The organism is Vibrio tubiashii (assembly GCF_028551255.1).
Lineage (GTDB): Bacteria > Pseudomonadota > Gammaproteobacteria > Enterobacterales > Vibrionaceae > Vibrio > Vibrio tubiashii_B.
Genome location: NZ_CP117029.1, coordinates 3,210,347 through 3,235,095, shown reverse-complemented (window position 1 = coordinate 3,235,095; position 24,749 = coordinate 3,210,347). Strand labels below are relative to the sequence as shown.

Below are 24,749 nucleotides of genomic sequence, written 5' to 3'. Positions count from 1 at the left end.
CTAATTGAAGTAACGGTTGGAAAAAGAGAGTTAGAAGCAATGGCGTTATCAGAACAGCAAACAACACAAGCACTTGCTGAAGAACTCGATGTGATCACTATTGTCATTAACGACCAATCACATCAAGTTGCTAGTGCGTCAAATCTACAGCAAATCATTCACCAGTTTGAGCTGCCTGAAATGGGGTGTGTTTTTGCAATTAACAACAATGTTGTGCCGCGCAGTGAGTGGGCGAGCACACTACTTTCGCAGGGAGATAGTATCTCTTTGTTTCAAGCTATCGCAGGGGGTTAAAGTCGATGCTTAAAATTGGTGATAAACAGTTTGAATCACGACTGTTCACAGGAACCGGCAAGTTTGCTAACAGCCAATTAATGGCGCAAGCGATTCAAGCCTCAGGCTCTCAATTAGCGACTATGGCGTTAAAGCGTGTCGACGTAAACGATCAGCAAGATGATATTTTGAAGCCGTTAGTGCAATCGGGCGTTAACCTCTTACCGAATACTTCTGGTGCGAAGAACGCGAAAGACGCTGTGTTTGCCGCGCAACTCGCGCGTGAAGCGTTGGGAACTAACTGGTTGAAATTAGAAATCCACCCTGATCCTAAGTACCTAATGCCGGACCCAATTGAAACATTAGCTGCTGCTGAGCAGTTGGTTCGAGAAGGGTTTATTGTACTTCCTTACTGCCATGCAGACCCTGTGTTGTGTAAGCGGTTGGAAGAAGCGGGCTGTGCAGCAGTTATGCCATTAGGCGCGCCGATAGGTTCAAACAAAGGCATCGTTTCTCACGACTTCCTAGAGATCATCATCGACCAGGCCAATGTTCCTGTAGTTGTGGACGCAGGTATTGGAGCGCCTTCACATGCCGCGCGTGCAATGGAAATGGGCGCCGATGCGGTACTTGTTAATACGGCTATCGCCGCATCGAGCGATCCTGTTGCAATGGCACAGGCATTTAGAATGGCAGTTGAATCTGGGCGAATGGCTTATGAAGCGGGCCTAGCTGGTAAGGTGTCTCACGCAGTCGCATCGAGTCCACTGACTTCATTTTTAGATGAGCTATAGGTTCTAAGCGAGAATAACATGAGCTTTGTTGAACAATTTAAGCAGCTCAATTGGGATGACATTTCGATGTCGATTTATGCCAAGACAGCACAAGATGTTGAACGTGCATTGAATAAGCCCAAGCGTGATCTGGAAGATTTTAAGGCATTGATTTCGCCTGCTGCCGAGCCCTATTTAGAGCAGATGGCTCAGTTGTCTTACACGGCAACTCGTAAACGGTTTGGCAATACTATGTCACTCTATATTCCACTGTACTTGTCTAACCTGTGCGCCAATGCTTGTACTTATTGTGGATTTTCAATGGAGAATCGTATTAAGCGTCGCACCCTAAACAAAGATGAAGTATCTGCGGAAGTGGAAGCGATTAAGCGAATGAAGTTTGATAGCGTTTTGCTGGTAACAGGTGAACACGAAACTAAAGTTGGCATGAACTATTTCCGCGAGATGGTGCCGATGATTAAGCAGCGCTTTAACTATTTGGCGATGGAGGTTCAGCCGCTCGATCAAGACCAATATGCAGAACTTAAGACCTTAGGCTTGGACGCCGTGATGGTGTATCAAGAAACTTATCATCCTTCTACCTATGCTGAGCACCACTTGCGTGGCAACAAGATGGATTTTGAATATCGACTAGATACCGCGGATCGATTGGCAAAAGCGGGCATTGATAAGATTGGTATTGGTGCCTTAATAGGTTTGGAAGAGTGGCGGACCGATTGCTTTTACGTTGCGGCGCACCTGGATTATCTAGAGCGCACCTATTGGCAAACTCGTTACTCGATTTCGTTCCCGCGATTGCGTCCTTGTGAGGGAGCGCTTCAGCCAAAGTCGGTGATGACTGATAAGCAATTGGTCCAACTCATTTGTGCCTATCGCTTGCTGAATCCGGAAGTTGAGTTGTCTCTTTCGACTCGTGAGTCTCCAAAGTTTAGAGATAATGTTTTACCCTTGGGCATTACAACCATGTCTGCTGCATCAAAAACTCAGCCTGGTGGTTATGCGATGGATGACGTTGAATTGGAGCAGTTTGAGATAAGTGATGAGCGAAGCGCAGCTTCGGTCGAAGATATGATTCGCGCAAGAGGGTTTGATCCTGTTTGGCGAGATTGGCACTCGGCTTATTCAGGCTTGTCTTGAAAATAGTGTTTCACGTGAAACACACGCAATAAAAAGAGGGTTGATGCATTACATCAACCCTCTCTTCTTATCCAGTTATCCAGTTTCTAGCCATGAGCAAGTGGTAAGGTTGCCTGACGCAGCCAATCCTTCACTTCACCTTCTACTAGAGGGCTGATTTCATGCCAGACTTTTTGATGATAGTCATTCAGCCAAGCCAGCTCAGGTCGAGTCAGCATATCTACATTGATGTTACGCTTGTCGATTGGGCAGCGTGTTAGAGACTCAAAAGACAGGACTGGGAAGTCGCCGTTGGTAGGCGTTTCGACAACAAGTTCTAGGTTCTCGATACGGATACCAAATGCGTCAGCGCGGTAATAACCTGGCTCGTTCGATAACACCATGCCTTCAGTTAAAGGAACATCGATTTGTCGCTTTGAAATACTCGCCGGTCCTTCGTGAACACTGAGGAAGTGACCAACACCATGACCGGTACCATGATCGTAATCATAGCCTTCTGCCCATAGATGCTGACGAGCGAGCGTATCAATTTGGTAACCTCGTGTACCTTTAGGGAAACGTGCGCGAGCGACACCGATATGACCTTTTAGCGCAAGTGTGAACTGTTTTATCATCTCTTGTGAAGGTTGACCGATTGCGATTGTGCGCGTGATGTCTGTGGTGCCATCTAGGTACTGACCACCCGAATCGACAAGGTAAAGCGTGTTCAATTCAAGCTGACCAGGCTCTGGTTGATTCTCGTGGTTGTAGTGGCACATCGCTGCGTTGCCACCTGCTGCTGAAATCGTATCGAAGCTAAGATCCATCAGAGTTGGGTCTTCACTACGAAAGGCTTCTAGCTTATCTGATAAGGTTGCTTCGTCATGTAGGCTACCTGCGGCTACTTCAGCATCGAGCCAGCAGAGGAATTTGCTCATCGCAACGCCATCACGGATATGACAAGCTTTCATTCCAGCGATTTCAATCGCGTTCTTCGCCGCTTTTGGCATCAAGCATGGATCAGCTTTGCTAACTACAGTTGCGCCTGTATTTTGTAGAACTAGCTTAAACCATGCATTACTTGTTGCCGGATCCACCAGTACTTTCTTTCCATTTAAAGTTTCTAAACGCGCTTGTAAAGCTTCAGGGTGATGAACCGTTACGCCTGTCCCTACGTGTGCGTCAAATTCGGCAGGTAGGCGAGCAGGGTCGAGGAAGAATTCTACGCTTGAGTCTGAATGAAGAATCGCGTGAGAAAGCAAAACGGGTAGTCGTGAAACGTCAAGGCCGCGGACGTTAAGCAACCAGCAAACTGAATCAAGAGCGGTAACCACGGCGCTGTCTGCGCCCGACTTTTTAACTAGTTGTGCGATTTCTTGGCGTTTGCTTTGGCTTGATTGACCGACCGCTTCCGTCGCCATTAGGCGAACATCAGAAACCACAGCAGCAGGGCGGTCTTGCCAAAGCTCATCAATTGGGTTGCTGTCGAGGATCTTTAACTCAAGTGTGTCGGCAAGTTTTGCTTGTGCCATGTCTAACCAAGCAGAGTTGTGCATGCGTGGGTCGATGGCTACAGATGCGCCATTAACTAGTTGGCCTTTAATCCAATCTAGCGCAGGCTCTTCAATCAGGTGACGATATTCGAACAGATCAGCAGGTACCTGTTTAGTCACTTGTACTGTGTAGCGACCATCAACAAAAATAGCGGCTTTATCTTTGGTGATTACCGCAGCACCAGCCGAACCGGTAAAACCTGTTAGCCAATGTAAACGTTCATTATGTGCAGGTACGTATTCGCCCAAATATTCGTCTTCATGTGGGATAAGTAGGGCGTCAATATTGTTCTGCGCTATCCAGTGACGAATCGCGGTTAGGCGCTGTTCTGTTGTTGTAAGCATCTATGTTAATCCTTCATATTATTATGGCGTCCATATCGACGAGAGTGACTAAAATTGGACGATGCGAATAAGCTACTCTTTTTACCGTCAGCCTGCAAATTATCTAAGAGCAGCGGTTTTATCGCGGATAATTTGTCGTAACCAAGACAAGGCAGGATCATTTTCTCTATCTCTATGCCAGAACAAAGTGTAAGCCATAGGAGGAAATTCCATTGGTAGTGGTAGCACAGTTAAATCGAGTTGTTTTGATGCGAGTTTGACGAAGTGACTCGGTGCGGTAAAGACAAAGTCGGTGTATGAGCACAGGCTCGCCGCACTGTTGAAGTCAGGCACTGTAATCGCGATATCACGCTCTTTGCCGATGTCCGCCAAACGATAATCTAGCAGCCAGCGTTCATTGCCGTCACACCTAACTTGTACGTGACGTTGAGTTAGATAGTTTTCGAGGTTCCAGTTTTGGTTTAGTGCAGGGTGTTGTTTACGCACTAAGCACATTTGGTTATCGCGATAGATTTCTTGCTCACAAATATCACTAGGGGGTAACATAGTTAACTTTGCGTCATTAATATCAATGTCTTTGCCAGTAATGCCTAAATCAATTTCCCCACGCTGTATTTGCCTAAATGTCTCTTCTGCCCAAGCGTGAGTACTTATGGTCACCCCTGGAGCGCGCTTAAATATCTCCGGCAAAAAATGTGGGAGAATCAGTGGGTAAACGCTCTCCACCGCAGCAATCTGATAGCGATAGTCACTTGAGCTAGGCGAGAACTGTTCCGGTTGAGTCAGTTGTTCTAGCTGGTTTATCAGCACCTCAAGCTTAGGTTTTAAAAACAGCGCTTTAGGCGTAGGTTTAAGGCCATGAGCATGGCGAACAAACAAAGGGTCGTCAAACTGGGTTCTTAGCTTGGCTAAACTCTTGCTCACAGCGGACTGGCTTAAGCAAAGTCGGTGCGCAGCGCGAGTGACGTTGAGCTCTTCTATTAAAACACGCAAACAAACCAATAAGTTGAGATCGATGCGAGCTAGCTTTTCTATATTCATTAGAAATTCTCAAAGGGAATAACATTGATGACTATACGTCATTGGTTGGCATATCTAGTTTAGCTTAGAATATCGACAAATTCATCAAGTGCATCGGAGTTCAAAGTGCAAGCGGTAAGTGAAAGTTCCCCACGTAAATCACAGTTAGTGTTGTTAACACTACTGGTTCTATTTAGCCCATTAGCGATAGATATCTACTTGCCAGCACTACCAATGATCTCTTCTACGTTCCACGTGGAACATGCACTAGCTCAAGACACAATTACATGGTTCTTGTTTGCAATGGGTGTAGGGCAACTGTTTGCTGGCCCATTTGCAGACAAACTAGGACGTCGAACTGTTGCATTGGGAGGTGTGAGTATCTATGCCGTGAGCGCTTTATTGGCGTGGAGTGCTCAGAATATTGAATGGATGCTCATGTCTCGACTGCTACAAGGCTTAGGTGCGTGCGCGACATCGGTAGCGGCCTTTGCAACAGTTCGCGATATCTTTGGTCCGCAGAAAAGTGGCAAAATGATCAGCTACCTCAATGGTGCTATTTGTTTCATTCCTGCCTTGGCTCCTATTTTAGGCAGTTGGTTAACACAGCAATTCGGCTGGCGCTCTAACTTTAGTTTTATGGCCGGATTTGCTGCTGTGGTTTTAGTCATGCTTTGGATGGGACTAAAAGAGACCAATCCGCAACTGAGCAAAGAACCCGTTTTCAAGCTCAACCGTTATCTTGATGTTGTAAAAACACCGACCTTCCTTTTCCATGCGACGTTATGCATGCTGGCAATGGCTGTCATACTCGGCTATGTCACTTCTGCGCCTGTTGTGTTGATGGAAAATTTAGGCTTGTCGATGAATCAATTTACTATGTGGTTTGGTATCAATGCAGCTATTAACATCGTGGCCTGTATGAGTGCGCCTAAGTTCATGGATAAGTTTGGTACTCACAAGGCTTTATCTGTGGGTATTATTACTTTGGCGATTGCTGGTATCACTATGTTGGCAATGAAAGACCAAGCAACGGCCTTTGCTTTTATGTTACCAATCTTTATGTCTTCTATTGGTTTTGCGTGGATACTGGGTGCCGCTGCAGGCAAAGCTCTAGCGCCTTTTGGTGATAAAGCAGGTACAGCAGCAGCACTATTAGGACTGTTTCAGATGAGTGGTTCAGGCTTAGTGGTTGGCACCGTTCAGCGAATTGGTATGGAGCCACAAGTGATGATTGCGACGCTGATGCTGATCGTTGTTCCGGCGCTAGCAATTCTTTGGTCGAAAACAGGGAAAACCTGGCATCACGCAATGACTTAGAGGCACTGACAAGCCTTGATAATCTAACCAAACGATGTATATTTGAGCTTCTTATTTCGAGTTCTGTGGATAAATCACAACGATGTCAATGACAACATACGAGATGGCTCGTTTATTGGAGCAACTAGAAGAGGCTCCAGAAAAGGTCATGTTTGGTAAACTTTTGAGTGAATTAGGCAATCAAAGTGGTGAACGTATTCGCAGCGCCGCAAAACAGGTGCCATTGCCAATTCTGCGCGATATGGTTTACCAGTTTCAGCAAGTGATTGACTCACGTAAAGGTGAGCAGATTGAGTCGCTGGCGAAAGAGATCGCCGAGCAAGGTATTTCAGTTGATGATCTTAAGCACTACCTAAGCTCGAAATAGTCAGGCTTTTACAAATACTAAAACTCGCTACGGCGAGTTTTTTTATGGGTTAACGTTACGATTGATCGGGTTTTGCAAAGAGATAAGGGTTTCCGTCGATTGCACTTCATCAATCGCTTGTAGCTTATCGATAAGAACGTATTGCAGCTCTTCAATGGAGCGGCACATTAACTTAACGAAAATATTGTATGCTCCAGTGGTGTAATAAGCTTCGACAACTTCTTCTAAAGCGTTGAGCTTCTCCAGTGCAGAATGATAGTCTCGTGCGGCATTGAGGTTAATACCGATAAAGCAGCATACGTCATAGCCCAGTTTCTTGGTATCAACGATAACCTCTGTGCCTTGAATAATATCTGCTGACTTCATTTTCTCGATCCGGACGTGAATCGTCGCCGGGCTGACTTCAAACTGTTTGGCCATTTCGGCGTAAGGGGTTCGAGCATCTTCCATTAAAGTCTTTAAGATCGCTTTGTCTAAGTCATCAAGTTTAATACCGTGTGCCTGCATGTAAGTCCTTGTAAATCAGCCTAACTTAGTGGAATAAGTACAAATTATCACCAGTGGTGATACAATTATATCTATATTCCTTTGATTTTGAGACTATTTTAGTGCGTTTGTGCCTCCTCCTACTAGCGCTAGTTGTCAGCTTTGTTGCGCGAGCAAATGAAAAAGATGTGTTAGTGGTCCACTCTTATCATCAAGGCTTCTTTTGGACTGATTCCTTTCAGAGTGGTCTAGAGCATCAGCTTAGCAACACCCATATCTCTACTCGGGTACTTTATCTAGATACCAAACGAATGCAGAGTGAGGCTTATTTGGATCAGCTTTACTCGCTGTATAAAACCAAATTTGAACAAGAAAAATTCAAAGCCATTGTCGTCAGTGATAATAATGCGTTAATACTAATGAACAGGCTGGCTGATGTGATTGGTGATACGCCAGTTATCTTTGGTGGCATCAATAACTACACCCCTTACATGCACCGAGATTTAAACGCGACTGGAGTTATTGAAGATATCGACCTCTACAGCAATATTTCGCTGATAGAACGCATTCAACCCGAAGTTAAATCAATCTACATTATTAGTGACCACTCGGTGACAGGCGCCGCTGTTCGAGCTCAAGTTGGCCAGTTCTTATCAGATTACCCAAACTACTACAGCAAAATCATCTCTTTCATTCCAGACACATTTGACCAGCTATTAGAGATGGTTCAGCAGTTGGATAGTCATTCTAGTGTACTCTTCTGGATTTACTACCGAGAGCGAGATGGCTCTGTTGTCGCAACCAAAGCTCAGTGGGAGAAACTGAACCAACTATCTCTTGCACCAATTTACATGGTGCATGATTTAGGCTTGGGAGCTGGAACGGTTGGAGGAGTGATTCAAAGTGGTCGCCAACATGGTCAACAGACGGCTGAGCTGCTAATGAAAGTTCTGGAAGAAGAATCTAAACCATTGCCTAGGGTTGAAGTGGGTATTCCGGAGATCAAACTCGACTACCAAGCTGTGCTCAAATGGGGTTTAGGTATCGAGGGGGAGGCGACGTCGGTCATTTTTAACAAACCACAACCTTTTACCGAGCGTTATCAACAAGAAATTAAGATTGTAGGAAGCGTGGTTCTTTTCCTTTCCTTGATAATTATGGGACTGATTTACTATCTCAGCCGTATCAAGCGCAGCGAGCAATTGGCAAAAGACAGCCAGACACTAATAGAGATGGTGTTTGACCAAAGTTATCACTTTATTGGTGTTCTTGATGGCAATGGGCATATTACTTCTAGCAACAGCAAGCTGCAGGATTTGCTCTATGACCAGAATTTTAGTGTAGATAGACCCATCTGGCAGCATAGGCATTGGGAGCAGGAAGCATCACAGCAGTTGAAGCAGTTCTTTACCACTGAGCACGATACGCTGGCTCAGTTTGAAGCCGAAATTTGGCATTCAGATCAAGGCTCAATAGTTCTAGAGCTTTCGCTGAAGCCCATTCCAATCCCTGATAAGGGCACTCAATACTTACTGGAAGCTCGCGATATTACCTCACGTAAGATTACCGAGGAGCGCCTGTTTCAACGTGAAGCTAACCTTAGTCACTACTATGATCAGCAACCCGTGATGATGCTGACTCTTGATGAGCAAAACCGCATTCAACAAGTGAATCAGTTTGCCGAGCAGTTGTTAGGGTATGGAGCTGATGAGGTGTTGGGTCATCGGCTAAGAGAGTTTTACCTGCACGACGCCACTCTTGTCCCACGGCAGGTGCTGCTGCAACCCAAACAAGCCATAAAGGGGGTTTGGCGACGCGAGGTGGAATATCGTCACGCAAGTGGGCACACCGTTTGGGTACGAGAGAACATTCGTCCTTTGGCGGAGTCTGGTCACCTGCTGATTGTTGGTGAAGATGTCACCGAGACTAAAGCGCTTTCGGAGCAGCTTCAATATCAAGCGCGGCATGATCTACTTACTGGCACCTACAGCCGAAACTACTTCGAAGCGGAATTAGATAAAGCTCTGAAGGAAGTAGAAAGCTACACTCGAACGCATGCCATGCTTTATATCGACCTCGACCAGCTTAAGGTACTTAATGACACTGCGGGTCATGAAGCGGGCGACGCAGCGATTCAGTTTTGTGCCAGCATGCTAGAGGAAACGTTGCCTTACAACACGATATTGGCGCGCATGGGGGGAGATGAATTCGCAATCCTTCTCAAAGACTGTACCGAAATCGATGCCAAGAAACTGGCAACAACCATCATTAATACCTTAAGCGAACATGCCTTTATCTGGGAAGACATCAGGCTCAACCTAAATTGCTCGATTGGCATTCGTTTAATCGACCATACCGCTTCTTCGCCACAAATGGTCCATGCTCAAGCAGATACGGCTTGTCATGTGGCTAAGGAAGAGGGGCGAAATCGCTACAGTATGTATTGTCTTGATGACCAAGAGCTACGTCGTCGTGAGCAAGAGATGGAAAGCGTTAACCTTGTGCATAACGCCCTTGCCAATAACAGACTAGAGCTGTTCGCTCAGCAAATCCTTGATTTAACGGGCGAAGAACAGGGCATGCATTTCGAAATCTTGGTTCGAATCAGAAACGTGGATGGTGAGTACATCTCACCGGGTATCTTTATGCCGGCCTCTGAACGCTACAACATTGCCCATTTAATCGATAAACAGGTTGTGAGTCAGGCCTTGGAATGGTTTGAGCAGCACCCACATGCGCTAGAGCAACTGGGGCTGTGTTCGATAAACCTATCTGGCCACTCAATGGGCAATAAAGAGTTTACGGCTTACTTACTTGATAAACTGAAATCGAGCTCAGTGCCGTGCGAGAAAATTTGTCTTGAGATTACCGAGACGGCAGCTATGAGCAACATGAATCAGGCGATTGAGTTCTTTGGACAACTGAAAGCGTTAGGATGTTGCATCGCGCTAGACGATTTTGGCTCGGGTCTGTCTTCATTTGGCTACCTGAAAAAACTTCCGGTCGATATCGTAAAAATTGACGGCATTTTTGTCCGCGATATGGACACCAATGAGATGGATCACTTAATGGTGCGTTCAATTAACGATCTGGCTCGTCAAATGGGCAAACAAACCGTCGCTGAGTTTGTCGAAAACGCTCAGATTATTGAGCAATTGATGGAGCTCGGGGTTGATTATGCTCAGGGCTACGTGATTGGTAAACCGAAACCACTTGCTGAGCTAGTATCAGAGCTAACGCCATAACAGAATACTTAGTGAAATGGTTCAAGATCCAGTAAACTGCGCACGAGTGAGAGATACTATCCTAGGAACATTGCGTGCAACTACAACTGCTATGTGAAGACCAAACACAATCTGAACGCTTTCAACAGATAACCCAACGCTGGGAGTTAACTCATAGCGATGACAGCCCATTTGCTCTTGTGCTCACTGAACAGCGTTTGGAGTTACGCAAGTTGGATGAGCCAAAACTAGGCGCTATCTTTGTTGATTTAGCAAGTGGTGCAGCTGCACACAGGCGTAAGTTTGGTGGTGGCAAAGGTCAGGCGATCGCCAAAGCGGCTGGCTTAAATAAAGGTGCCACACCAACGATACTTGATGGTACGGCTGGTCTTGGGCGTGACGCTTTTGTATTGGCTTCATTAGGCTGTAAAGTTCAAATGGTTGAGCGTCATCCTGTTGTTGCAGCGTTATTGGATGACGGACTAACCCGAGCCAAAAGCGACCCTGAAATCGGCTCGTGGGTGAGCGAGCGGATGTCATTGATTCACGCGTCTAGCCATAATGCACTGAGCCAACTTGCTGAAGATCCTGAGTTTATTAAACCAGATGTGGTTTATCTCGACCCTATGTACCCGCACCCTGAAAACAAGAAAAAGAGCGCGTTAGTGAAAAAAGAGATGCGCGTCTTTCAGTCTTTAGTCGGTGCCGATCACGACGCTGATGGACTGTTGGAACCCGCCTTAGCCCTTGCAACTAAAAGGGTGGTGGTGAAAAGACCTGATTATGCAGACTGGCTCAATCAACAAAAACCTATGATGGCTATCGAGACCAAAAAAAATCGTTTTGATGTTTATGTTAATGCATCAATGACTTAGCGAACACTGTATCAATAGTGCGATTTTTGTCCTTGCTAATTCGTTATCAAGCAGGTATATCTTACTAAGAACTATTCGTATTCTTAGCTGGAGTTGTAGCGTGGCTAAACGTTTCTGTAAGATGAACCGCAAGCAAATTGCGGAAAATTTGGGTGATATCCATCGTTTGGTGGTTGAACCTAAATACCTTTGCCGTTCCTGTGCTCGTTCGTCTGCTTCTAAAGACTCTCTTTGCAAGCCAGCTGCTATTCCCCCTCAAGCATGTCAAAACAAACCGTTAGAGCAACAACAGAGCTGCGCTTTACTTGCAGAAGCTTTGCCTGCTGATCCAGTCAATCAAACTTCAGAGCAAAAAGCCCAAGCGGTTAGAAGAGTGGTTGAGAAGGTTAAAGAGAAAGCCTTGCTGCAAAAAGCACAACTGCAAACTAGCCAAGCAGAAACTGTAGCCAGTGAAATGTTTGATTTAGAAGATAAAAAAGCGCTTAAAAAAGCTAAGAAAGCGATAAAGAAACACTACAAGCAACAGAAGAAGTTGCTCAAGATTGCCGATAAGCAACGTAAGCTGCTAAAGAAACAGAAGAAATTGGAAAGTAAGGCGAGCTTGTCGCGTTTAATCGCGCAAAGGTCAGAAGCTCAAGCTAGTTCAAACCTTCACTAATGCTCCAAATAGTAAAAAGCTCTCCATCAATGGAGAGCTTTTTTGCATCTAATGATTCTATTTACTGTGGATTGGCTTGATAGCTCTGCTCAACTTTACGCTTAACCCAGGTTTCGTTGACCCATAACGAAAGCAAGATAATGGCTCCGCCGATACTCAATTGAGTGATATCCACATCTCGATTCCAAATCACAATATTAACGATAAGACCGGCAGGCACTAGCGCATTGTTCATCACCGCTAGCGCTCCTGCATTGACCATGGTCGCGCCTTTGTTCCAAGCAAAGTAACCGAGGCCAGAAGCAATCAGGCCTAGATAAATCAGAACACTCCACTGGGTCGTCGTGGTTGGCATCTTGTCTAGGTTGCCCATCAAGGCGAACGCGACCGTTGCCACACACAAAGCGCCTAAGTAGAAGTAGCCAAAAATCGCGTGCTGTGGCAGGTCGACATCGTATTTTTCCATCAGGTATTTGTAGCCAACCTGACCGATCGCGAAACAGATATTAGCGCCCTGAACCACTAAGAAGCCGACGATGAAGTTTTCATTGATTCCAGCGAATTTAATAAAGGCAGCGCCAGCGACGGCAATAACCGCAGTGACTAAGTACCACGGCGAGAAGCGACGTTTAAGTAGGTCGTAAATAAGCGTGACGTAAATTGGCGTAAAGACGGTAAACAGCAGTACTTCTGGTACAGAAAGCAATAAGAAAGATTGGTAGTAGAAGCAGTACATTAAGCCGAGTTGGAAGCCACCGACCACCATTAGTTTGGCAATCAGCCCTTTATCGACACCCTTGAACTTAAGAAATGGCAGGAAAACCAAACTCGCTAATGCCACACGCATTAACACCGAGAACCAAGAATCAACCTGACCAGCGAGATAAACACCGATCAGGCTGAATGAAAACGCCCACAATAAAGTGACCGCAGATAAATAACCCATGATTAAGACTCATTCGCAAAAACTATGGGTGCAGTGTAACTCTATTTAGTCTTTGAGTGGTACTACCAACATATCAACTGGCGAGCAATTAATTAGCTGGCGAGTTGAAGAGAGCAGTTTACTCCAAAAGTCTTGGTGGTGGCCGCATACCACAAGGTCGATATTGAACTCTTTAATGGTGTCGCACAGTTCATTGTTCAGATCACCACTGCCGACTAGCGTGTGCTTGATTGGGAAATCGGCATGATCCGCCAAATTTTGTAACTGCTTTTGTGAGGCTTCGATAGCCTGATGCTGGGTTTCAGCCAGATTAATATCAATTAGGCCTGTATAGAGTTCGGCGTAGTTGACGTCGATATGGACAAATGACACCGACGCGTTGAGTGGTTTTGCCAAGGACACGGCTCTTTCGACCAAGAGTTTGCTGTCCTCAGAGAGGTCGATGGCAACCAAAATATGTTGATAACTCATAGTGCTATCTCCTTGTAAGAGTCTTAATTAAAGATTAGCACCTTGAATTAATAAATTTTGCTGAAGTGATCTCAGATCCACATTTGGCATACAAAGTGTTATTGTGGTGAACATGATATAGTCAATTTAACTTCATAGACTTAGTAGGAGTGGTAGATGCTTTCTCAAGCAATGGTCGATCAATTGAATGAGCAAATTAATCTCGAATTTTTCTCATCCAATCTATACTTACAAATGAGTGCTTGGTGTGAAGACAAAGGATTCGAAGGTGCAGCTGAATTTTTACGTGCACACGCCGTAGAAGAAATGGAGCACATGCAGCGTCTTTTCACATACGTGAGTGAGACAGGTGCGATGCCTATTCTAGGTGCAATTGAAGCACCAAAGCACGAGTTTAATAGCCTAGGTGATGTCTTCCGTGAGACGTTTGAACACGAGCAGATGATTACGGAAAAAATCAACAAACTTGCTCATGTTGCGTTTACATCACAAGACTATTCTACGTTCAACTTCTTACAGTGGTACGTTGCAGAGCAGCACGAGGAAGAGAAGTTATTTAAAGGGATCTTAGATAAGTTAGATCTAGTTGGAGAAGACGGCAAAGCGCTGTTCTTTATCGACAAAGATTTAGCAGCTTTGGCAAAAGAAGGTTCATCTTCAATTATGGATGCCCCTGCTGAATAAACTTCAGCGTAAGACACTCTAAGCAGATCGTCTTTTTCTCCGGGCATACAAGAAGATGTAGGGAGGAAAAGATGATCAATGCTGACACAATTCTATTTGCGCTAATGATGGTAACTCTAGTGAATATGGCTCGTTACCTTACGGCGCTGCGCTCTCTGATATACATCATGCGCGAAGCCCATCCATTACTTTACCAACAAGTTGATGGTAACGGTTTCTTTACCACTCACGGTAATGTCACTAAGCAAGTTCGCTTGTTCCACTACATCAAGAGCAAAGAGTATCACCATCATCATGATGAAGTGTTTACCGGAAAATGCGATAGAGTTCGTGAGCTATTTATTCTTTCGACCTCTTTACTCGCGGTAACCTTGTTGGCTGCGATGATTCTTTAGGTCAATTGGCATTCGCTCAAAATGCCGTTAAAATAGCCGCGCAAATTGCGAAGGATGTGCATCAGGCACATCCTTTTTTATTGGTTTTTATTTGAGTAGTAGTTCATGACAGAGAAGTTTGATGTCGTCATCATAGGCGCAGGTGCAGCGGGGCTGATGTGTGCAGCAGAAGCTGGCAAACGCGGTCGTAAAGTGTTGGTGCTTGATCATGCCAAAAAGCCTGGACGTAAAATCTTAATTGCTGGTGGCGGTCGTTGTAACTTCACTAATTACGATGTGTCAGCCAACAACTTCCTGTGCCAGAACCCTCATTTCGTTAAATCTGCGCTGTCTCAATACACCAACTGGGATTTCATCTCTATGGTCAGTAAACATGGGATTGAGTTTGAAGAGCGAGATCATGGCCAGCTATTTTGTGTCGGTGACTACAACTCAAAAGACATTGTTAAAATGTTATTGGCTGAGTGTGACTTACCAAGTGTGACTCAACGTTATCAGCAAGATGTCCATCATATCGAGAAGACTGAGGCGGGCTTCGAGCTGCATGCCAATACCAGTGTGATCGAGTGTGAGTCGCTAGTCGTGGCGACAGGTGGTCTCTCCATGCCGAAACTGGGCGCAACGCCATTTGGCTATAAGGTGGCAGAGCAATTTAACCTTAGCGTAGTACCCACAAGTGCGGCTCTTGTGCCATTCACTTTGCACAAAGAAGATAAAGAAGCGTTTGCTGAGCTGTCTGGTATTGCCATTCCGGCTGAAATTACCGCTCAAGACGGAACTGTGTTTAAAGAGGCACTGCTGTTTACTCACCGTGGTTTATCAGGGCCTTCTGTGTTGCAAATCTCGTCGTTCTGGAAAGCGGGGCAAAAAGTCACGATCAACCTGGTTCCGGAAGTTGACGTTAATGAACTACTGCAACGCTCACTAGAGAAGCACCCAAACCAGAGCCTGAAAAATACCTTGGCTAAAGTACTCCCTAAGCGCCTTGTCGAGGTCCTGATAGAGCGTAAGGTATTTACAGACAAACCGCTTAAGCAGTTCAATGCTAACCAGCTAGAAGCGGTCACCGCTCAATTAGAGAACTGGCAGATTGCGCCCAATGGAACAGAAGGGTATCGCACAGCAGAGGTTACTCTCGGTGGCGTAGATACTGACCACCTCTCCTCAAAAACCATGGAGTGCAAACAGATTCAAGGCCTGTACTTTATTGGTGAGGTTATGGATGTCACTGGTTGGCTTGGTGGCTACAATTTCCAATGGTGCTGGAGTTCCGGTTTTGTTGCCGGACAATGGGTCTAGATAAACGGATAAAAAAGCGGAAGAGTCTAGACTCTTCCGTTTTCCATTGAAGGGAAAAAAGCAGAATGGAAGGGGTTATAATTTATCCGCAGCAACGGTTTTGATACTGGTCCAGTTGGTGTTTGCATCTTGAATGAAACCTTGAGTATCTTCTAGCCAGCGCTGTTGTACCGTTTTGTCTAGATTGAGATAAAGCTTACCGTCTTCAATTTTCCACGCTTGTGGGTCTGTTTCAAACTTCTTACCCATTGCCACCCCAAACGCACAGTAGCCGCCATACTGAGGGGCGAAAGCTTGGGGATCCGCTTTGAATTGATCACGGTTTTCACTGCTCGCGAAGTGATAAATGGCATTCTTATAGGTGGCGGAAAACTGTGGGTTGCCCTGTACGGCACCTGCATCAGTAAAGTACGCGACTGGATCATAGCCTTTGATTGCCAGATCATTCTCATCCACACTCATACCTATATCGGCTGCCATTAGTGAGAAACTGGTTCCGAGTAGCGCTGCCATCAGAGTCAGCTTTTTACCGGTTGATTTAATACGTGCCATAACAAGCTCCTTGCCTATGTTTGGTTATCTTGTATGAAATAAATTAGCCGACTCTCCCGGTCTATAGAGGGACTATAAGTCTAAAAAGTACGCGAATCGTTCGGAGGTAACATGGATCTGCTGTCACAATTGATGGGGCATTTCTCTGTCCGCACTGGTGTTTTCTATTCTGGTCAATTATGCGGCGTCTCTTCGTTCAAGCAGAGTCCGCATAACCAAGGGCATCTTCATGTGCTGAAATCAGGTCATTTGAAGTTGGCAAGTTCATTGGAGAGTGCGCATCACCTAAATCAACCCAGCATCATTTATCTACCTAGTAGTACGCCGCATGTGATAGAAGGCGTTGCTGAGGGGGCTGATCTCGTTTGCGCTAATGTTGAGTATCGCGCAGGGCGGGTGAACCCTCTGTTATCCGCATTACCAGACGTCGTGGTCATCCCGTTTGAAGTCGCCCCTAACTTAACGCCAGTGATTGAGCTGTTGTTTCAAGAGTCGCATAGCGAGTCTGCAGGGCAGCAATTTATGATGGATAAGTTGAGCGATACATTGATGGCACTGATCTTTCGCTACTTAATTGATGAGAAAAAGATAGAGCAGGGACTCTTCGCCGCTTTAGCGCATCCACGTTTGGCGGCAGTTGTATCGGTAATTCACCAACTACCAGCCCGTCATTACACTATTGCTGAAATGGCTTCGTTAGCGGCTATGTCACGAACTCAGTTTATTGAAACCTTTAAGCAGGTTGTCGGTGACACTCCGGGGGATTATGTGCAGAAGTGGCGAGTGTCGGTTGCTCAATCTTTATTGCTAAAAAACAAACCGCTTAACTGGGTTGCGGATGAAGTCGGCTATGGTAGCTATTCTGGATTTTCTCGCGCTTTTCAACATGTTTCGGGTACTTCTCCACGCCAATGGTTGCAGGATTCCAAGGAATAGCAGAGCTCTTTTTGTGAAAGGCTTATCGACCTACTGGTTCATTTCTGTCCTATATTAAATGGGGAGAAGAGAGCAAGGAGTAACCTCTATGAGTCAACAAGCACTGATTTCTCGTATTAACGAGTTGCCGCGAATCGAAAGTGTACTGCAAGAGCTGTTGGAGATGGTCAACCGAGATTCGATCGACTTCGGTGAACTCGCCCATAAGATGGCAATGGATCAGGTATTGTTGGCAAGGGTGTTGAGGATGGCAAACTCCGCTCAATTTGGCGGCGTTAAAGGGGTATCTAACATTAATGATGCCATTGTTCGCATCGGTATTGGTGCCATTCGTAACCTAATTTCTTCCTCGATCCTTGCGTCGACATTTCCCAAGATTGAAACCCTAAATATTAAAGATTATTGGGCAGCCACTTTTGAAGTGGCGACGATTGCTAGCACCATAGCCAAAGATATTAAACTTGACCCGAATGAGGCCTTTACTACAGGTGTGTTACACAACATTGGTGAGTTGATGATTCATACCCTAGAGCCTGAAAAAGCAGTCGCGATCAGTCAGCGTGTGGCAAGTGGGGAAAATGCCGCTCAGGTGCAAAAAGAAGTACTTGGCGTTGATGCTCAAGAACTCGGAGCTGTGCTTGCTGAAAGCTGGAAGTTCCCTAATCAGCTCGTAGATGCCATTGCCAATGTTAACCACCCAGCTAAAGCGGTAGAGTCTAAACGCCTGGCTTGCCTGATGTATCTGGCGCGAGATGCGCATCAACGTTGGGATATGATGTTGGAAGAGAGTGAAAAGTTGAATTACTTAGAAAACAGCAAAGCTGCTAAAGCACTACATGTATCACCTGAGTTAGCCGCTAAGATTGATGAGGTGCGCGGGCAAGGAAGTGAGCTAGCCTATCAACTATTCTAGATAGGCTAGAGGTGTTAACGTGTTGTTATACAGGCTGTTTGGCGTGATCTTTTTTGCCAAATTTGATCTGCTGGATCACTAAGCCAGTAATAATCATCACCAATCCGACCAAAGTCGATGGGTGAATTTGTTCACCAATAATCGTCGCGAGTAGCATCAGCGAGATAAAAGGGGAAGCAAAGATAAGGTTGCTCAAACGGGATGTGTTTTGAGTTAACTTAAGTGCGCTCAGCCATAGAACAAAAGTAATCCCCATTTCAAACAGGCCGACATAGCTGACGGCAAGCCATCCTTGTGTTGATATATGGCTAAAGCTCAGCCCTTCATACAGCGTTAAACCAATTGCGAATGGAATCGCAACCAGAAAGCCGAGTAAAACTCCGACAATCGGATCTGCCTTGTTCTTGGTGTTTAAAATCCAGTAACTTGCCCAAAGTAGGGTAGAAAACAGCGCCAGCCCAACCCCGAGTGGACTTTCAAAGTTTAAGCCAAGCACATCACCCTGAGTGGCAATCACAATTACCCCCAAGTAGCTGAAAGTACATGCGATCCAGTCTTGCTTACGGATTTTCTGACCTAAAAACACCGCCGCCATCAGAGTAAGTGTAATCGCCCAACTGTAATTGATTGCCTGCGCTTGTGAGGCAGGAAGCAACTCATAAGCTTTAAACAATATGACGTAGTAAGCGAGTGGGTTAATCAGGCCTAACAGTAGGTAATACCAAGGGTTGGAGAGAAACGTGCTCGGTAGTGTTTTCAGCTTACCTTGCACGGCACAAATCGCCATTAATGCCAGCGCGGAAACGATACTGGCGACAGTTAGCATTTGGATCGGAGAAAACTCAGCTAAGGTGAGTTTGAATGCGGTGGCAACCGTTGACCAGAGTAGTACTGCTGATAAACCTAAGCCTAAAGCACGGCGCTCGTTCATGATGTTCCTTCAATAAAACCAACCAGTTAAGATTTACTGGCGACAAGTGTGGGACAGGGTAGTGAGCGCCTAGTCTAGCTGTTCGATATCTAGCCGACAAACTGGACATTTATCCAGTGGTAAAATACCATTGAAAGTATCTCATTCTGAACAGTTAAATCTTTATTATGCAATGGATTCTTGAGCATCAAGCTATGTTGATCAGTGGCCTATCCGGTGCCGTCGCAAGTGGCGTGGTAGTTGGCTGGTGGGTCAAACAGAAAATGCGCTTTGACAATCAGCTTCTTGAACAACAATTAGAATCGAATCAGCACCTTGCCAGTAGCCAGATTGCGCAGCTAGAAAAAGAACTCCGCGAGGCACAGCAAGAACTCGACGAGCTGGATAGTGAACGTGACAAGTCAGCCTACGAGTTAAAACAGTCTCACGGTAAGTTGATGGCAGTATTGGAGAAGCTACGCTATTTCGAGGCAGTGAAGCAGGAACGTCAGCAGTATGCCGATGACCTCAACCAAATTCGTGAGCAAAAGTCACAGCTAGAGGCACAGTTACGTGAGCAAGAAGCGCGACATGAACAACAAAACAAAGCCAGCCAAGAAAAGCTACAACTGTTAGAGCAGGCAGAAGAACGCCTTAAGCAGCAGTTTGAACAGCTTGCCAACCAGTTATTTGAAGCCAAAACGGCCAAAGTGGACCAGCAAAACCGCCAAAGCTTGGATGGTTTGCTTTCTCCTCTAAAAGAGCAGTTGGAAGGGTTCAAGAAACAAGTGAACGACAGCTTTAATCAGGAAGCCAAAGAGCGTCACACCTTAGTTCATGAGTTAAAAAACCTCCAACGCTTAAATGAACAGATGACCAAAGAAGCGCTTAACCTAACTCAAGCGCTAAAGGGCGACAACAAGCAGCAGGGTAACTGGGGCGAAGTGGTACTGGCGCGCGTACTCGCTGAGTCTGGCTTACGTGAAGGGCATGAATATCAAACCCAAGTCAGTTTGCAAAATGAAGCGGGTAAACGCTATCAGCCCGATGTCATCGTTCACTTACCGCAAGATAAACAAGTGGTGGTGGATTCGAAAATGGCCTTGGTGGCCTACGAAAGGTACTTTAATGCCGAAACTGATAACGAACGAGAGCGGGCACTAAGTGACCACTTACTTGCATTGCGAGCACATATTAAAGGGCTATCTCAAAAAGATTACCATCAGCTAAAAGGCATTCAGAGCCTAGACTATGTACTGATGTTTATTCCTGTGGAGCCTGCATTTCAGGTCGCTATTCAAGCAGACCCGAGTTTGGTCAAAGATGCCATGGAGCAAAACATCATCTTGGTGAGCCCAACGACTTTGCTTGTCGCGCTACGTACGATTGATAACTTGTGGCGTAACGAGCGGCAAAACCAGAATGCTCAGGTTATTGCTGAGCGTGCCAGCAAACTTTACGACAAATTGCGCCTGTTTGTGGATGATATGGAGAGTCTTGGCGGCGCATTAGATAAAGCCAACCAAAATTACCAAGGGGCAATGAACAAGCTCGCGACAGGGCGCGGGAATGTGATTCGCCAAGCGGAAAGCTTTAAACAACTGGGCGTTGAAGTGAAAAAACCGATTTCCAATGATTTGGCGCAACTCGCTCAGCATGACCATTTCACAGAAAATGCTGCCTTGGATAAAAATGACTCTTTCGTACAAAGACATCCGGATGAGGATAAAGTAAACTAATCGCCCGCAGTGCTTAGGTCGTATTAATTCAATGCGCTGCTCGAAGAGGAATCATCATGACGGATACAAGCGTGCAATCGAATACAGCTTTAGAAACAAATGAAACCACGCACTTTGGTTTCAGTACCGTAGCCAAAGAAGAGAAAGTGGCTAAAGTTGCTCAGGTCTTCCACTCAGTAGCAGCGAAGTACGACATTATGAATGACTTAATGTCGGGTGGTATTCATCGCCTATGGAAGCGCTTTACTATCGACTGCAGTGGTGTTCGTCCTGGTCAGCGCGTGCTTGACCTTGGTGGTGGTACGGGGGACCTAACCGCAAAATTTTCGCGAATTGTTGGCGAAAAAGGTCATGTGGTACTGGCCGATATCAATAACTCTATGCTTAACGTAGGCCGAGATAAGTTACGTGACAATGGCATTGTCGGTAATGTTCATTACGTGCAGGCGAACGCTGAAGAGTTGCCGTTTCCCGATGACTATTTTGATGCGATTACGATTAGCTTCTGTCTACGTAACGTAACGGATAAAGATAAAGCGCTACGCTCTATGTACCGTGTGCTCAAGCCGGGTGGACGTCTACTAGTTCTAGAGTTCTCTAAGCCGATCTTAGAGCCGCTATCAAAGATTTATGATACTTACTCATTCCATTTACTGCCTAAGATGGGCGAGTTAGTGGCTAATGATGCCGAAAGCTACCGTTACCTAGCGGAGTCTATCCGTATGCACCCAGATCAAGAGACACTGAAAGGCATGATGAATGAAGCTGGTTTCGATCAAACCAGTTACTACAACCTGACGGGGGGTATCGTTGCCCTTCACCGTGGTTATAAGTTCTAAGGTCGGTTGCTATGCCATTTGAGCCTCTTGTTACTGCAGTGATTGAAACGTCACTCAATACGCTTATTAACGATGACCCTGAGCTGGGTCGTCGTCTTGCTCGCCTAAAAGGGCAAGTGATTCAAGTTCACCTTAAAGAGCTGAACAAGACTTTGACTTTTATCTTTAGTCAGCAAATTGATGTTTTGGCCAATTATGGAGGTGAGCCGGATTGCTACTTATCCTTGAACCTCTCGGTTCTGCCAGAACTGCGTGAGCAGGCCAATATCACTAAGCTGATCAAGCAAGATAAGTTGGTCTTAGAAGGTGATATTCAGTTGGCGCAAAAGTTTTCTCAGCTGATGACGGACTGCAAGCCCGATATTGAAGAGTGGTTGTCACGTGTGACTGGAGATGTTGTCGCGCACACTGTGGTTCAGGGTGCTGCCAATGTCGGTCAATTCTTCAAGTCGCAAGCGGCAAAGCATCAAGATCACCTTGCTCAAGTCCTAACAGAAGAGTGGAAAATTGCGCCCGCACCGTTAGAGGTGGCGCATTTTTGTGACCAAGTGGATGAAGTGAAAAGCCAAGCGTCACGTATCGAGGCTAAATTGAACCAACTGTTGGAGCGCGCATGACCCCGACAGAGATGCGTCGTTTATACCAGATCATCCGTGTTCAGCTAGAGTATGGCTTGGATGAGCTACTGCCAACACACCAGTTGACCAAAGCGCCACTGTTAGCAAGAAAAAGCCTGTTTTGGATTAAGAACAAACATCCAGAGAAGCCACTCGGTGACAGGCTGCGTTTAGCACTGCAAGAGCTTGGCCCTGTATGGATTAAGTTTGGTCAGATGATGTCGACTCGTCGAGATCTTTTCCCTCCGCAAATTGCTGATCCACTGGCCTTGCTTCAAGATCAAGTCTCCCCATTTGATGGCCAGCTTGCAAAACAGCAAATCGAACAAGCTCTCGGTGGTTCACTAGAAACATGGTTTGATGATTTCGCGATTGAACCGCTTGCGTCTGCCTCGATCGCTCAGGTGCATACCGCCAAGCTAAAATCGACTAACCAAGAAGTGGTATTGAAGGTCATTCGACCAGATATTCGCCCGGTCATTGATGCAGATCTAAAACTGATGTACCGAATGGCGCGTATAGTCGCCAAAGCACTTCCTGAAGCACGTCGTTTGAAACCTGTTGAAGTGGTGCGCGAATATGAGAAGACCTTGCTTGATGAATTGGACTTGCGCCGAGAAGCGGCCAACGCGATTCAGCTAAGACGTAACTTCGAAGGAAGTGAAGAATTGTACGTTCCTGAAGTTATTACCGACTTCAGTAATGAAACTGTCATGGTTTCTGAGCGAATATACGGCATCCAAGTTTCTGATATTGAAGGGTTGAAGGCTAACGGCACTAATATGAAGCTGTTGGCGGAGCGCGGCGTAAGCGTGTTCTTTACCCAGGTATTTCGAGACAGTTTCTTCCACGCAGATATGCATCCGGGCAATGTATTTGTTGAGCCGGAGCATCCAGAAAACCCGCGTTGGATTGGCTTAGATTGTGGCATCGTCGGAACGCTAAACAGTGAAGATAAACGCTATCTAGCGGAAAACTTTTTAGCTTTCTTTAATCGCGACTACCGACGTGTGGCGGAATTGCATGTTGAGTCAGGTTGGGTTCCACGTGAAACCAACATTGATGAGTTTGAATTCGCAATACGCATTGTATGTGAGCCGATATTTGCTAAGCCGTTGTGTGAAATTTCGTTTGGTCATGTTTTGCTAAACCTGTTTAACACAGCGCGCCGCTTCAATATGGAAGTACAGCCGCAGCTCGTATTGCTGCAAAAGACGCTGCTTTATGTTGAAGGTTTGGGCCGCCAACTCTACCCGCAACTTGATTTGTGGGAGACGGCTAAGCCATTCTTAGAAGAGTGGATGATGAACCAAGTTGGTCCACAAGCGGTAATTAATGCGGTTAAAGATCGTGCGCCGTTTTGGGCTGAGAAACTACCCGAGTTGCCAGAGCTTCTCTACGATAGTTTGCGCCAAGGTAAAATGATGAACCAGCGAATGGATCAGCTTTACCAAGGTTATCGTTCAAGCAAGCGCCAACAGGCGACAGGTAAATTTTTATTTGGTGTTGGAGCCACATTAGTCGTATGCTCGGCAATATTGGTCAACAGCACTTATGAGCAACTTTCACTGACCAGCGCCCTAGGTGGGGTCACATTTTGGTTGCTTAGTTGGCGAGCTTACCGTCAATAGACGTTAAACTCTTGAAATAAATTTGTTTAATAAGACCCGAGGTAAAAAGAATGGGTGGTATTAGTATTTGGCAACTTCTGATTATTGCTGTCATCGTCGTTCTACTATTTGGTACTAAGAAGCTACGTGGTATCGGTGGCGATCTAGGTGGAGCAGTTAAAGGCTTCAAGAAAGCAATGAGCGAAGATGAGTCGGACAAAGATAAGAAAGACGCAGACTTCGAACAGAAAGCGATTGATCAGCAGAAAACAGACGCAACTGCTGAAACTAAGAAAGACAAAGAGCAGGCGTAGATCGTGTTTGATATCGGTTTTTGGGAACTGGTATTAATATCTGTCGTTGGGCTGGTGGTTCTTGGTCCGGAGCGTTTGCCTCATGCCATTCGTAGTGTTTCCAAATTTGTTGGCGCTGCGAAAAACATGGCAAACAGTGTGAAAGATGAGCTTTCACATGAGCTTAAGGTTCAAGAGCTACAAGAAAACTTGCGCAAAGCCGAGAAGATGGGCATGGAAGATTTATCTCCAGAGCTAAAATCTTCGGTGGAGCAATTAAAGCAAGCTGCGCAAGATGTTCAACGCCCATACGCGAGCAAAAGCGAATCAGCGACGAACAGTGCTGAAGCGGCCAACGAAGTTGAGCCTGCTCAGAACGCCAATGACTCAGTAGGGGTGGTTGAGAGTCTAAACACTCAATCAGCGCCACAGGCAGATAAAAAAGCCGAATAGTCTCGCATATAGGAGGAGCTGCTATGGAGTAGCTCCTTTTCGATCTTTATGAGTAGAGGTT

General features: G+C 45.8%; 26 protein-coding genes. 19 read left to right on the top strand and 7 right to left on the bottom strand.

The annotated features are described in order from the left end of the window. Positions 1-39: 39 nt before the first annotated feature. Genes thiS through thiH form a run of 3 tightly spaced genes read left to right on the top strand, consistent with a single transcriptional unit; the run spans position 40 to position 2,204 of the window. Complete coding sequence (gene thiS / locus LYZ37_RS14935; protein ID WP_272787177.1) at positions 40-294, top strand: sulfur carrier protein ThiS; 255 nt, start codon at positions 40-42, stop codon at positions 292-294. A gap of 5 nt (positions 295-299) precedes the next feature. Further along, positions 300-1,067 carry a thiazole synthase gene (locus LYZ37_RS14930; protein WP_272785983.1) on the top strand — a complete coding sequence of 256 codons (768 nt, stop codon included), beginning with the start codon at positions 300-302 and terminating at the stop codon, positions 1,065-1,067. Positions 1,068-1,085: 18 nt separating this feature from the next. After that, on the top strand, positions 1,086-2,204 hold the full coding sequence (gene thiH / locus LYZ37_RS14925) for a 2-iminoacetate synthase ThiH (protein WP_272785982.1): 1,119 nt from the start codon (positions 1,086-1,088) through the stop codon (positions 2,202-2,204). Positions 2,205-2,290: 86 nt separating this feature from the next. Here thiH and LYZ37_RS14920 read toward each other — a convergent pair whose 3' ends face one another. After that, positions 2,291-4,081, bottom strand: a complete 1,791-nt coding sequence (locus LYZ37_RS14920) for an aminopeptidase P family protein (protein WP_272785981.1) — start codon at positions 4,079-4,081, stop codon at positions 2,291-2,293. Between the two features lie 99 nt (positions 4,082-4,180). Beyond that, positions 4,181-5,122: a LysR family transcriptional regulator gene (locus LYZ37_RS14915; protein WP_272785980.1), complete on the bottom strand. Its 942-nt coding sequence runs from the start codon at positions 5,120-5,122 to the stop codon at positions 4,181-4,183. Positions 5,123-5,227: 105 nt separating this feature from the next. Between LYZ37_RS14915 and LYZ37_RS14910 the strand changes: the two genes are divergently transcribed. Both LYZ37_RS14910 and tsrA read left to right on the top strand, forming a co-directional pair. Next, positions 5,228-6,421, top strand: a complete 1,194-nt coding sequence (locus LYZ37_RS14910; RefSeq protein ID WP_272785979.1) for a multidrug effflux MFS transporter — start codon at positions 5,228-5,230, stop codon at positions 6,419-6,421. A gap of 82 nt (positions 6,422-6,503) precedes the next feature. Next, complete coding sequence (gene tsrA / locus LYZ37_RS14905) at positions 6,504-6,788, top strand: H-NS-like global regulator TsrA (protein WP_004745357.1); 285 nt, start codon at positions 6,504-6,506, stop codon at positions 6,786-6,788. Positions 6,789-6,830: 42 nt separating this feature from the next. On the opposite strand, the gene asnC is transcribed toward tsrA, so the two are convergent. Then, positions 6,831-7,295: a transcriptional regulator AsnC gene (gene asnC, locus LYZ37_RS14900; RefSeq protein ID WP_045954511.1), complete on the bottom strand. Its 465-nt coding sequence runs from the start codon at positions 7,293-7,295 to the stop codon at positions 6,831-6,833. Between the two features lie 101 nt (positions 7,296-7,396). Between asnC and LYZ37_RS14895 the strand changes: the two genes are divergently transcribed. The 3 genes from LYZ37_RS14895 (at position 7,397) to LYZ37_RS14885 (ending at position 12,031) form a co-directional block, all read left to right on the top strand. Next, on the top strand, positions 7,397-10,519 hold the full coding sequence (locus tag LYZ37_RS14895) for an EAL domain-containing protein (RefSeq protein ID WP_272785978.1): 3,123 nt from the start codon (positions 7,397-7,399) through the stop codon (positions 10,517-10,519). A 74-nt stretch (positions 10,520-10,593) separates the two neighbouring features. After that, positions 10,594-11,373 carry a class I SAM-dependent methyltransferase gene (locus LYZ37_RS14890; protein ID WP_272785977.1) on the top strand — a complete coding sequence of 260 codons (780 nt, stop codon included), beginning with the start codon at positions 10,594-10,596 and terminating at the stop codon, positions 11,371-11,373. A gap of 100 nt (positions 11,374-11,473) precedes the next feature. Beyond that, on the top strand, positions 11,474-12,031 hold the full coding sequence (locus LYZ37_RS14885) for a hypothetical protein (RefSeq protein WP_272785976.1): 558 nt from the start codon (positions 11,474-11,476) through the stop codon (positions 12,029-12,031). 61 nt (positions 12,032-12,092) lie between these two features. Here the strand turns inward: LYZ37_RS14885 and LYZ37_RS14880 are convergent, their stop codons facing one another. Then, positions 12,093-12,977 carry a carboxylate/amino acid/amine transporter gene (locus LYZ37_RS14880; RefSeq protein WP_272785975.1) on the bottom strand — a complete coding sequence of 295 codons (885 nt, stop codon included), beginning with the start codon at positions 12,975-12,977 and terminating at the stop codon, positions 12,093-12,095. Positions 12,978-13,022: 45 nt separating this feature from the next. Then, entirely contained in the window at positions 13,023-13,448 is a 426-nt protein-coding gene (gene uspA, locus LYZ37_RS14875) for a universal stress protein UspA (protein WP_004745364.1), read from the bottom strand. A gap of 156 nt (positions 13,449-13,604) precedes the next feature. On the opposite strand from uspA, the gene ftnA reads away from it, so the two are divergent. The 3 genes from ftnA to LYZ37_RS14860 all read left to right on the top strand — a co-directional run bounded on the left by ftnA (position 13,605) and on the right by LYZ37_RS14860 (position 15,826). Next, a complete protein-coding gene (gene ftnA / locus LYZ37_RS14870; protein WP_004745366.1) occupies positions 13,605-14,132 on the top strand; it encodes a non-heme ferritin in 528 nt (175 codons plus the stop codon). Between the two features lie 71 nt (positions 14,133-14,203). Next, the gene (gene uspB, locus LYZ37_RS14865) at positions 14,204-14,527 is read left to right on the top strand and encodes a universal stress protein UspB (RefSeq protein WP_045954504.1); all 324 of its coding nucleotides are present in this window, start codon (positions 14,204-14,206) and stop codon (positions 14,525-14,527) included. Positions 14,528-14,632: 105 nt separating this feature from the next. Beyond that, positions 14,633-15,826 (top strand): NAD(P)/FAD-dependent oxidoreductase, encoded by a 1,194-nt coding sequence (locus LYZ37_RS14860; protein WP_272785974.1) that lies wholly within the window; start codon positions 14,633-14,635, stop codon positions 15,824-15,826. A 75-nt stretch (positions 15,827-15,901) separates the two neighbouring features. On the opposite strand, the gene LYZ37_RS14855 is transcribed toward LYZ37_RS14860, so the two are convergent. Beyond that, positions 15,902-16,378, bottom strand: a complete 477-nt coding sequence (locus LYZ37_RS14855) for a YHS domain-containing (seleno)protein (protein ID WP_272785973.1) — start codon at positions 16,376-16,378, stop codon at positions 15,902-15,904. A gap of 111 nt (positions 16,379-16,489) precedes the next feature. Here LYZ37_RS14855 and LYZ37_RS14850 point away from each other — a divergent pair, with 111 nt between their 5' ends. Both LYZ37_RS14850 and LYZ37_RS14845 read left to right on the top strand, forming a co-directional pair. Then, complete coding sequence (locus LYZ37_RS14850; protein ID WP_272785972.1) at positions 16,490-17,314, top strand: AraC family transcriptional regulator; 825 nt, start codon at positions 16,490-16,492, stop codon at positions 17,312-17,314. An 88-nt stretch (positions 17,315-17,402) separates the two neighbouring features. Continuing rightward, positions 17,403-18,227: an HDOD domain-containing protein gene (locus LYZ37_RS14845; RefSeq protein WP_272785971.1), complete on the top strand. Its 825-nt coding sequence runs from the start codon at positions 17,403-17,405 to the stop codon at positions 18,225-18,227. A 25-nt stretch (positions 18,228-18,252) separates the two neighbouring features. Here LYZ37_RS14845 and LYZ37_RS14840 read toward each other — a convergent pair whose 3' ends face one another. Further along, positions 18,253-19,158, bottom strand: coding sequence for a DMT family transporter (locus LYZ37_RS14840; protein ID WP_272785970.1), 906 nt, complete (start codon positions 19,156-19,158; stop codon positions 18,253-18,255). Positions 19,159-19,325: 167 nt separating this feature from the next. Here LYZ37_RS14840 and rmuC point away from each other — a divergent pair, with 167 nt between their 5' ends. Genes rmuC through tatB form a run of 6 tightly spaced genes read left to right on the top strand, consistent with a single transcriptional unit; the run spans position 19,326 to position 24,688 of the window. Next, complete coding sequence (gene rmuC / locus LYZ37_RS14835) at positions 19,326-20,876, top strand: DNA recombination protein RmuC (RefSeq protein WP_239827144.1); 1,551 nt, start codon at positions 19,326-19,328, stop codon at positions 20,874-20,876. A gap of 56 nt (positions 20,877-20,932) precedes the next feature. Then, the gene (ubiE, locus tag LYZ37_RS14830) at positions 20,933-21,715 is read left to right on the top strand and encodes a bifunctional demethylmenaquinone methyltransferase/2-methoxy-6-polyprenyl-1,4-benzoquinol methylase UbiE (RefSeq protein ID WP_004745381.1); all 783 of its coding nucleotides are present in this window, start codon (positions 20,933-20,935) and stop codon (positions 21,713-21,715) included. Positions 21,716-21,726: 11 nt separating this feature from the next. After that, entirely contained in the window at positions 21,727-22,332 is a 606-nt protein-coding gene (locus tag LYZ37_RS14825; protein WP_272785969.1) for a ubiquinone biosynthesis accessory factor UbiJ, read from the top strand. Further along, positions 22,329-23,963 (top strand): ubiquinone biosynthesis regulatory protein kinase UbiB, encoded by a 1,635-nt coding sequence (gene ubiB, locus LYZ37_RS14820; RefSeq protein WP_272785968.1) that lies wholly within the window; start codon positions 22,329-22,331, stop codon positions 23,961-23,963. Before LYZ37_RS14825 ends, ubiB begins: the two co-directional genes overlap by 4 nt. 50 nt (positions 23,964-24,013) lie before the next feature. After that, positions 24,014-24,256 carry a Sec-independent protein translocase subunit TatA gene (tatA, locus tag LYZ37_RS14815; protein ID WP_171325926.1) on the top strand — a complete coding sequence of 81 codons (243 nt, stop codon included), beginning with the start codon at positions 24,014-24,016 and terminating at the stop codon, positions 24,254-24,256. A 3-nt stretch (positions 24,257-24,259) separates the two neighbouring features. Then, the gene (gene tatB, locus LYZ37_RS14810) at positions 24,260-24,688 is read left to right on the top strand and encodes a Sec-independent protein translocase protein TatB (protein ID WP_004745388.1); all 429 of its coding nucleotides are present in this window, start codon (positions 24,260-24,262) and stop codon (positions 24,686-24,688) included. Positions 24,689-24,749 lie beyond the last annotated feature (61 nt).